This window comes from Desulfurellaceae bacterium (assembly GCA_021296095.1).
In the GTDB taxonomy this organism is placed as follows: domain Bacteria; phylum Desulfobacterota; class Binatia; order Bin18; family Bin18; genus JAAXHF01.
The window spans coordinates 1,932-10,780 of record JAGWBB010000095.1 but is presented as its reverse complement, the minus strand read 5'-3'; the positions used below and the strand labels follow the sequence as shown (position 1 = coordinate 10,780).

Sequence of the window (8,849 nt, the reverse complement as noted above, 5' to 3'; positions counted from 1 at the left end):
GCAGACCGAATCCCGCCCAGCAGCGACCATTTGTTGTTCGATGCCCAGCCCGCCATCAGTACGCCCACCACCGACAGGGCGGTCATGGCCGTCAGATACAGGATACCCACGTTCAGATCGGCAATAATCAGACTGCTGCTGAAGGGCACGACCACAAAGGTCGCGATAAAGCCCCACACCAGCAGATAGGGGGCAAACAGAAACAGGGGACGGTCGGCCGCGTCAGGAACAATATCTTCCTTCAGAATGTTCTTGGCCCCGTCGGCAATACCCTGCAACACGCCTTGGGGGCCGACACGGTTCGGTCCGATGCGTGACTGAATACGCGACCACACCCGCCGCTCAAGCCAGACCGTGATCGGCACCATCGGCATCACAAAGCCAAACACCAGCACCAGACCAAAGGCCAGCATGCCTGCGGCATACACCACGTCTGCCGGCACCCCGGCAAACCACCCGTTGGCCATCAGTCGGTCGAAGAGTCCTTGCATAGCGTCGCTGTGCCTACCTTACTCGTCCACTTTTGTCTAGCTCGCCAAGCGAGCGGCTAGCGGTCGACCTCCGGTGCGACCACATCAAAGCTGGCAATCAGGGCAATCAGGTCGGCGATCATCAGGCCCTGGCTGACTTTATCGACAATACTCATGGCCGAGAACGAGCCGGTTCGAATCTTGGTCCGGTACGGGAACTCGGTCCCGTCACTGACCACATACCAGCCCATGTCACCCCGCGAGCCTTCGACCCGCACATAGACATCGCCGGCCGGCGGCTTGAGCTTGCGCGGGACTCTTGCCAGCACCGGCCCGTCGGGGATCATCGCCAGACACTGGCGCACAATTTTGCAGCATTCCTTGAGTTCCCGGATGCGAGTCATATAGCGGTCAAAGCAGTCGCCCTGCTGGCCCATCTCGCCGGTGCCGGTTGGAATATCGAAATCCAGCTCAGGATAGATCGAATACGGCTCATCGCGCCGCACGTCATACTTGATGCCACAGGCGCGCAGATTGGGTCCGACCAGGTTGTAATTGATGGCTTCGTGTTGGCTGACCACAGCCACATTGGCCAGCCGTTCGACGTAAATCTTGTTGTACGAAATGAGGTCGTTGTATTCGTCAACCAACGGCTCGAACTGATCCAGAAAAGCGAGGACGGTGTCGGCATAATTCGGCGGCAAATCCCAGGCCACGCCACCGACCCGCATATAGTTGAAAGTGAGGCGCGCGCCGCACAGCTCTTCCAGCAGGTTATTAATCTTCTCCCGCTCACGGATGGCGTGCAAAAAGGGCGTATAGCCGCCGATATCCATGACCATCGTGCCGACCGAGAGCAGATGGCTGGCCATCCGACCCAACTCGCAGGCGATCACCCGGCAGAACTCGCCCCGCCGGGGCACCTCAATACCGGCCAGCCGCTCGCAGGCCATGCCCCAACCCTGGTTGCACTGCATGGCCGAGACATAATCGACCCGGTCGGTGTACGGCATGAAACCGTGGTAGCCGACCTTTTCGGAGATTTTTTCAATAGACCGGTGGAGGTAGCCAATGTCGGGAATGGCCGTCCGCATCACCTCGCCATCGGCCTTGACCACAAAGCGCAGCACGCCGTGCGTACTGGGGTGCTGAGGACCCATGTTCAGCGTCATCTCTTCGGTCGCCAAGCCCTCTCCACGTTGGACCTCGACCTCATAACCTGCCAGGCTCATACCATCCTCCTGTGGCGGTCAGCCGTGCGGGCAGGATTGTGCCCGGGCCGGAGCAGACCGTCTCACTTGAGCAAACTCTCACGCCGGGTGCTGATACCGTGGTACTCTTCCGGCTCGACAAAATCCTTGCGTAGAGGGTGGCCAACCCAGTCTTCCGGCATGAGCAGACGACGCAGATCCGGATGGCCGGTGAAATTGACCCCGAGCAGGTCGTAAATTTCGCGCTCCAGCCAGTTCGCCGCCTTCCACACCCCCTCCACCGACGGCATCTCGGGCGCGTCACGCGGAACATCGACTTTCAGCACGATCATATGGCGGTGGGGGTAGGAGTACAGGTGCAGTACGACCTGGATTTTCTCGTCTTTCAGGAAATCCACACCTGACATGTTCGACAAACAGTCAAAGGCCAGATCGGCCTCCTGTTGGAGAAAGCGGCAGATGTCGGCCGTCAGCTCAGGCTGAATAATGCAGTACGGGTCGAGCGCGTCCTCGTCACGGGACACAACAGCCTCGGGGCCAAAGCGCTCGGCGATTTTGTGGAAAATATCGGCTGGGGACATAGGCATGACACAGGGGTTGGAGAGGGGACGGCTTGGGGTTCGCCACAGCCGCCCCGCAGGACTAGGCCGCCTGGGCTGGCGTCTTTTTGACCAGCCAGCGCTCTTGCATCATCTTTTCCTGGAGTTTGAGCAGGCCCTCGGTCAGGGCCTCGGGTCTGGGAGGACAACCCGGCACGTAGACATCGACCGGAATCACCTTATCCACCCCGTCACACACCGAGTAGGCGAGCTGAAACAGGCCGCCGCAGTTTGAGCAGCTACCCATCGAGATGACGTATTTGGGGTCGGGCATCTGGTCGTACAAGACCTTGGTGCGGAGCGCCATTTTCAGAGTCAGGGTTCCGGCAATAATCATCATGTCGGACTGTCGCGGCGTGGCCCGGGGAGCCGCCCCGAACCGCTCCAGATCCGCCCGTGGGCCGCCGGTTTGCATCATCTCAATGGCGCAACAGGCCAAGCCAAACAGCATATACCACACGGAAGATTTCCGGGTCCAATTCAGAACCTCGTCCACCTTGGCGGTAATCACCATCTCCGGCACACTATTGACAAGCGACATGAATCCTCCTCATGCACAGTCTCTTAGGCCGCCTTGGGGAGCACCTGTTCCTCTTCCGTCTGCTCGGACTGGATGCGCTTGATCCATTCCAGATCGCGCTTCTTCCACACATACACCAGCCCGACGGCCAGAATCCCCAGGAAGAGAAAAATCTCGGTCATGGCAAACAGTCCGTTGCCGGCCAGCACAAACTCCCGAAATGCCACCGCCACCGGATAGATGAAGGCAACCTCAATATCAAAAATGACAAAAACAAGGGCAATGAGATAGAACCGGATGTTAAAGTTGATCCATGCCCCGCCGGTCGGCAACTCGCCACACTCGTAGGTCGTCAGCTTCTTGGCCTCGGGATTATGGGGACGCAGAAAGCTGCCCAGGATCATATGGAAGGCGCACAGGCCGAGCCCGAGGAGGGTGAATACCAGGACATTGCCAAAATGAAAATACACCGCTTCACTCCTGACTTACTGGGGCGCCGTTTTCATGCCCCGCTGTGTCCTGCCCGTTGGAGCAGGCTGGTGGCGGTGCCAAGCGGCGCGGCTTCTCTATATCCTCCCTGTCCACGATGGGCAAGTTCCTCCCGCAGTCCGGCCTTGTGGGCAATCTGGCCCAGCGACACGCTGGCCAGGTATTCGGCGAGCCGTCGCTGAGCTTCACCCCAGACTGAGATCTGGTTACACACCTCGCAGTACTGACACGCCTGTTCGCCCTCTTCGAGGCATTCCATCAGCAGCAGGGGACCCTCAAGGCACTCATAGACCTCCTTGAGGTTGATGTGGGCGGCCAGTTTTTTGAGGCTGAAACCGCCCCGGGCTCCCATATGCGACTCAACCAGATTTCCTCCGGCGAGCTGTTTCATGATCTTCGACAGAAAATGGGAGGGAATATCCTGTTTCCGCTGGATTTCGCGCCGAGAGACGACGGTTCCATGCGGCTGGGCGGCCAGGTAGGACAGGGCGCGGACGGCATAATCAACCCGTTTGCCGATGTTCATCAGCGAGCTGCGCTCGACCAATTTCGGCTTTCCTGTCTTGCCCATAGCCCGTACCTTCAGGCCGCCATCCCACGCAGCTTTTGCTTCTGGGAATGGATTTTGCGCTGGAGCGCCATTAAGGCGTCCAGGACATTTTCCGGACGGGGCGGACAGCCCGGCACATAGACATCAACCGGAACGATGCGATCAATGCCGGCTACGGTGGTATAATTATCGTAAAATCCACCGGTCGAGGCACACGCCCCGAAGGCCATGACCCATTTGGGCTCGGTCATCTGTTCGTACACCCGTTTCAGAATGGGCGCCTGGCGACACGTCACCGTCCCGATCACCATCAGCAGATCGGCCTGGCGTGGACTGAAACGCGGCAGCAAGGCGCCAAAGCGGTCAATATCGTAGGGGGTCATCGACAAAGCCATGTATTCCATGGCGCAACACGCCGTGGCAAACGGGTACGGAAAGATGGAGTACTTCCGCGCCCAGCCGATGGCCTTATCAATTTGGGTGAGCACAACCGCGTCGCCGAGCAGAGCTTCATCCCCACCCTGCAAACGCGGAGTCGTGGTCAAGGTCTGGCCATTTTCCATTGTCTGACCTCGCTGGGCAATCACAGGCCGGGCAACCACAGGGGGTTACCCCTACACAGCGCTGTGGTCCGCTGCGGACAGCGCACCCAAGGGCTATGCCGCCTTATCGTCCGCCTTGTCGTCGCGCTCCCGCCAGTCTGCCACAGCAGATTTAATCGCGTCCTCAGCCAGGACCGAACAGTGGATCTTGACCGGCGGCAGGGATAACTCCTTGACGATCTCGGTATTTTTGATCTCGTAGGCTTCCTCAATCGTCTTGCCTTTGACCAGTTCGGTCACGTAACTCGACGAGGCAATCGCCGAGCCGCAGCCAAAGGTTTTGAAGCGGGCATCCTCAATGACCTCGGTGTCGGGATTGATCTTGAGTTGTAGCTTCATCACATCGCCACACTCAGGGGCACCGACGACACCGGTGCCAACGTTGTCGTCGTCTTTGGCAAAACTGCCAACATTCTTGGGGTTCTCGTAGTGCTCAAGGACCTTATCGGTGTAGGCCATGGCTGCTCCTTTCGAAACGATCACTGTGTCACAGCACTCAGCGTATGCAGACTGCCGTGACTCAAAATATAGACCGCTAGGGTCTACGTTGTCAATCTGCCGCAAAGGCCGACTGCTCACCACTTCTCATATTTCACCGCTCGGCGCTCATAACCCGCCGCCCGCAGGAGGTCACGAAGCTGTAAGACTCGCTGGCCAATCCCACAGATATAAAAATGACGCGACCGGTCAGTGTCGCGTTTGACATAGCAGGCTTCGACATGAGCCAGGAGGTCGCCCTGCAAGCCGTCCCAGTACGCGGCAGGCTGAACCAGGAGAGGGCGAAAGCTGAAGGCGATATGCGCCCGGGCCCAGCCTTCCAACTGCTCCCGATACAGCAGGTCTTGTTCGCCCGCCGTTGCATAGACCAGGGTCAGGGGCTGCTGCAGACCACCCTCAAGCGCCCGCCTCAGCATGGGTCGAATAGCCGCAATCCCGGTCCCCTCGGCAATGAAGACGCACTCGGCCGACGGCGCCCGGTCAAACACAAAGCCACCCCAGGGACCGCTGAAAGACAGCCGGTCGCCTATCCGGCGGGCAAATAAGTACTGCGAGCCCGGTCCATCAGGGACCAGATTCAGACAAATTTCTAACAGCCCGTTATCTTCTGGATTCGAGGTAATCGTATATGCCCGGGTCAGGGTTTTCCCGCGCCCCGGCAACTGAAAGGACAGGAACTGGCCCGGCCTGAAGCGCAGGATTTGGTCGGCACCGAGCCGCAGAAAAAATGAACGGGTGTCGGGCGCACGCTCGACGATGCGCTCAATGGCGGCCTGATAGAGCGGGGTCTGTGGCATGGGAGGAAGAGAGAGCCGGGAACTCACGCCTGCTGGTTGATGGTGTACCTGGGGATCAGCACGGTGATCTGCCCGGCCTCAATAACAGCCTGACAGCCAAGCCGGGAACTCGGCGTCAAGCCGGGTGCTCTATCCAGCATGTCCTCCTCGGACTCTTCACTCTCCGACAGATATTCTTCGCCAGCCTTGACAATCACATGACAGGTCGTGCACGCACAGTGGCCGCCACAGGCGTGTTCAAGGACCACCTGATGACCCAGCAGGACATCCAGAATTGACCCCGGCTGTCCGTCATCCTGAAAAGGGGCGTCGGCCGGATCGAATTCAATGACCTGTTCCGGCTCGCCGGTCTCGAACAGCACCCGCAGTGTCGCCATCGGGATATTACACAGGGAAACGATGATCTCTTGACGAGGGCATCATCGTTCGCCTTTCAACTGCTGCAGCACCTGCGCGGCAATACTGACAAACGCCCGAGTCTGGGGATGCTCGGGCTGCGAGACGACGAGCGGCGTGCCGCTGTCCCCGGCCGAGACAATATCACGCAGCAGCGGAATCTCACCCAGCAGAGGTACCTGAAACTGCTCGGCCACCTGCCTGCCCCCGCCCTGGCTGAAGACATGGGCCTGATGTCCACACGAACTGCACACCAGATAACTCATGTTCTCAACCACCCCCAGAACCGGCACCTTGACCTCTTGGAACATCTGAACGCCGCGACGGACATCCATCAGGGCGACATCTTGCGGGGTGGTGACAATCACGCCGCCCGACAGCGGCGCCTTTTGACAAATGCTCAGCTGGGCGTCGCCCGTACCCGGTGGCAGGTCTATGACCAGGATGTCCAGCTCTCCCCACTCGACATTGCGCAGAAACTCGGTCAGCAGCTTATCGACCATCGGCCCGCGCCACACCACAGCCTGCTCCTCGGCCAGCAGCAGGCCCATCGACATCACCTTGAGGCCGTACTTGGTCAGCGGAATGATCTTTTTTTCCGGGGTGCTTTTGGGCCGCTGTGTCAGGCCCAGCATCAGCGGCATACTCGGACCGTACACATCGGCGTCCAAAATACCGACGCGCTGACCGGCCGAAGCCAGAGCGGTCGCCAGATTCACCGAGACGGTGGATTTCCCGACCCCGCCCTTGCCGCTGGCCACCGCAATGACATGCTGAATACCCGGAATGTCGGGCTTGGGGGGCAGAGAGTGGGCCTGAGGCTGAGCTGTCGGTCGTTCCCCACCGCCGGGTTGCAGGATCTCCACCTCAATCGGCAACTCAACCTGGGTCGCCAGCGTGGCCTGCACCTCGCGCCGGATCTGATCAATCACCTCTTTGTTCCCGGTTGATGGTGCAACCTGAACCACCACCCGCGAGACCCCAACCGCAATATCCTTGACCATGCCAAAGGACACAATATCGCGACTGAACCCGGGATATTTGACGCTTTTGAGGGATTCCAGCAGTTCTTGCGGACTTGGCATACGTCTCTCTTATTCGTGTTGTGACTCTTGCGACCGGCTTTCCGCGGCTCTCCCGAGTTCTCTCAGATAGTCAAAGGTATAGATGCCGTTTTCACAGTCCTTCCAGACAATGTTCAGGGCGTAGTTGCCGACCGGGCGGATATCCACCAGCTGCGGGTCGTCAACGCTGACAAAACTGCGCTCCCCGCTGTGGCCCTGGCACATCGCGCACGGGCACCAGCCGCGCAGATAGGCGAACGAGAACTCGCTCAACTCGTCGTCATCCCACAGGATACGCAACTGCTTGTCTTCGTCGATAGGGGTCACCAGTGTCGGTTTGGGCATAGCCGTTCTCCTCGTGGAGCCGATATCAGTGCACGGGCTGGCCCTGGCGCTGCACGTTGAGATCGTCGGCTTCCATGACCCGCTGGGCAATCGCCCTGAACTCCTGGGAAACGGGATGCTCGGGCTCGGCAAGAATCAGCGGTTTGCCCCGGTCACCGCCCAGCCGGATATCTTCGACCAGCGGCACCTCGCCCAAGAGCGGCAGACCGGTCTTTTTCGCCCCGCCCCGGCCAAAAATCTCTTCCTGGTGATGGCACTCAGGACAGACATAGCGACTCATGTTTTCGATCACGCCCAGAATCGGAACCTGGACTTGTCTGAACATGGCAATCCCGCGCCGCACGTCAAGCAGCGCCACATCCTGCGGCGTCGTGACCACTACCCCGCCGTTCAGTGGGACTTCCTGGGCCAGCGTCAGCGCAATATCCCCCGTGCCGGGCGGCAGATCGACAACCAGATACTCCAGCTCACCCCAGATCACGTCGCGCAAAAACTGGCGGACAATGCCCATCACAATCGGCCCGCGCCAGATGACCGGGGACGTGTCATCCACAAAAAACCCCATGGAAATGAGGCTGATGCCGTGCTGTTCGACCGGATAGATCTTCTTATTATGGGCAGGCCGGGGCGTCGCCTGGGTGCCCATCATGAGCGGAATACTCGGCCCATACACGTCCGCATCGAGCAGACCAACGGTCTTGCCCAAGGCGCCGAGCGCCAAGCTCAGGTTCACCGCCACCGTAGACTTACCCACCCCGCCCTTGCCGCTGGCCACCGCAATAATGCGCTGCACCCCAGGCACCACCGTCGGCTCTTTCATCTGGGGTCTGGTCTGGGCGCCGTGCTGAGCGTGCGGCCGTTCTTGCTGGCCGGGGATATGGACGTGTACCTGGTCAACCCCGTCCGCAGCCGATAGCGCCGCCACGATCCGGGCTCTCAGGTGCTGGAGCACCTGCTCCTGGGCATTGGTCGTCCGCAGATGGACCACAACCGTGCCGTCTTTCATGCCGATATCCCCAACAAGGCCGAGTGTCACAATGTCGTGTTTTGAACCGGGGTAGGCAATCTGCTTGAGCTGAGCGCGAATGTCCGCTTCGCTTGGCATGGGTATTCCTTGAAACCGGTCGGCCGATCAGGGAAGGACGAGGTCCTCGTCTCCCTTCCTTTTTTCCCAATCTTTTTAGTGACTTACAGAGCTTTTTATCGGCTCAGAATATAGACCTGTAAGGTCTACTTTGTCAAGCCCGCCCCCCGTCGGTCCACCATGTCAGCTTGCCCTTAGCCGACCATCTTCTTCGGACTCGGCTG

General features: G+C 59.4%; 13 protein-coding genes. All 13 read right to left on the bottom strand.

Translation table 11 applies throughout. The annotated features are described in order from the left end of the window. On the bottom strand, positions 1–491 hold a 491-nt coding region (locus J4F42_18455), incomplete at its 3' end, for an NADH-quinone oxidoreductase subunit H (protein ID MCE2487501.1). A 56-nt stretch (positions 492–547) separates the two neighbouring features. After that, positions 548–1,702: an NADH-quinone oxidoreductase subunit D gene (locus J4F42_18450; protein ID MCE2487500.1), complete on the bottom strand. Its 1,155-nt coding sequence runs from the start codon at positions 1,700–1,702 to the stop codon at positions 548–550. Between the two features lie 62 nt (positions 1,703–1,764). Beyond that, positions 1,765–2,262, bottom strand: a complete 498-nt coding sequence (locus J4F42_18445) for an NADH-quinone oxidoreductase subunit C (protein MCE2487499.1) — start codon at positions 2,260–2,262, stop codon at positions 1,765–1,767. Between the two features lie 61 nt (positions 2,263–2,323). Further along, on the bottom strand, positions 2,324–2,821 hold the full coding sequence (gene nuoB, locus J4F42_18440; GenBank protein ID MCE2487498.1) for an NADH-quinone oxidoreductase subunit NuoB: 498 nt from the start codon (positions 2,819–2,821) through the stop codon (positions 2,324–2,326). Between the two features lie 23 nt (positions 2,822–2,844). Then, on the bottom strand, positions 2,845–3,204 hold the full coding sequence (locus tag J4F42_18435) for an NADH-quinone oxidoreductase subunit A (protein ID MCE2487497.1): 360 nt from the start codon (positions 3,202–3,204) through the stop codon (positions 2,845–2,847). A gap of 98 nt (positions 3,205–3,302) precedes the next feature. After that, complete coding sequence (locus J4F42_18430; GenBank protein MCE2487496.1) at positions 3,303–3,860, bottom strand: Rrf2 family transcriptional regulator; 558 nt, start codon at positions 3,858–3,860, stop codon at positions 3,303–3,305. Between the two features lie 11 nt (positions 3,861–3,871). Continuing rightward, the gene (locus J4F42_18425; GenBank protein ID MCE2487495.1) at positions 3,872–4,402 is read right to left on the bottom strand and encodes an NADH-quinone oxidoreductase subunit B; all 531 of its coding nucleotides are present in this window, start codon (positions 4,400–4,402) and stop codon (positions 3,872–3,874) included. A 93-nt stretch (positions 4,403–4,495) separates the two neighbouring features. Continuing rightward, entirely contained in the window at positions 4,496–4,900 is a 405-nt protein-coding gene (gene iscU / locus J4F42_18420) for a Fe-S cluster assembly scaffold IscU (protein ID MCE2487494.1), read from the bottom strand. Positions 4,901–5,016: 116 nt separating this feature from the next. After that, positions 5,017–5,736: an FAD-dependent oxidoreductase gene (locus J4F42_18415; GenBank protein MCE2487493.1), complete on the bottom strand. Its 720-nt coding sequence runs from the start codon at positions 5,734–5,736 to the stop codon at positions 5,017–5,019. 23 nt (positions 5,737–5,759) lie between these two features. Continuing rightward, positions 5,760–6,113 (bottom strand): 2Fe-2S iron-sulfur cluster binding domain-containing protein, encoded by a 354-nt coding sequence (locus tag J4F42_18410; protein ID MCE2487492.1) that lies wholly within the window; start codon positions 6,111–6,113, stop codon positions 5,760–5,762. Positions 6,114–6,155: 42 nt separating this feature from the next. Next, positions 6,156–7,217 carry an Mrp/NBP35 family ATP-binding protein gene (locus tag J4F42_18405; GenBank protein ID MCE2487491.1) on the bottom strand — a complete coding sequence of 354 codons (1,062 nt, stop codon included), beginning with the start codon at positions 7,215–7,217 and terminating at the stop codon, positions 6,156–6,158. Between the two features lie 9 nt (positions 7,218–7,226). Then, positions 7,227–7,541 carry a DUF971 domain-containing protein gene (locus tag J4F42_18400; GenBank protein ID MCE2487490.1) on the bottom strand — a complete coding sequence of 105 codons (315 nt, stop codon included), beginning with the start codon at positions 7,539–7,541 and terminating at the stop codon, positions 7,227–7,229. Between the two features lie 25 nt (positions 7,542–7,566). Further along, a complete protein-coding gene (locus J4F42_18395) occupies positions 7,567–8,646 on the bottom strand; it encodes an Mrp/NBP35 family ATP-binding protein (protein MCE2487489.1) in 1,080 nt (359 codons plus the stop codon). Between the last annotated feature and the right edge of the window lie 203 nt (positions 8,647–8,849).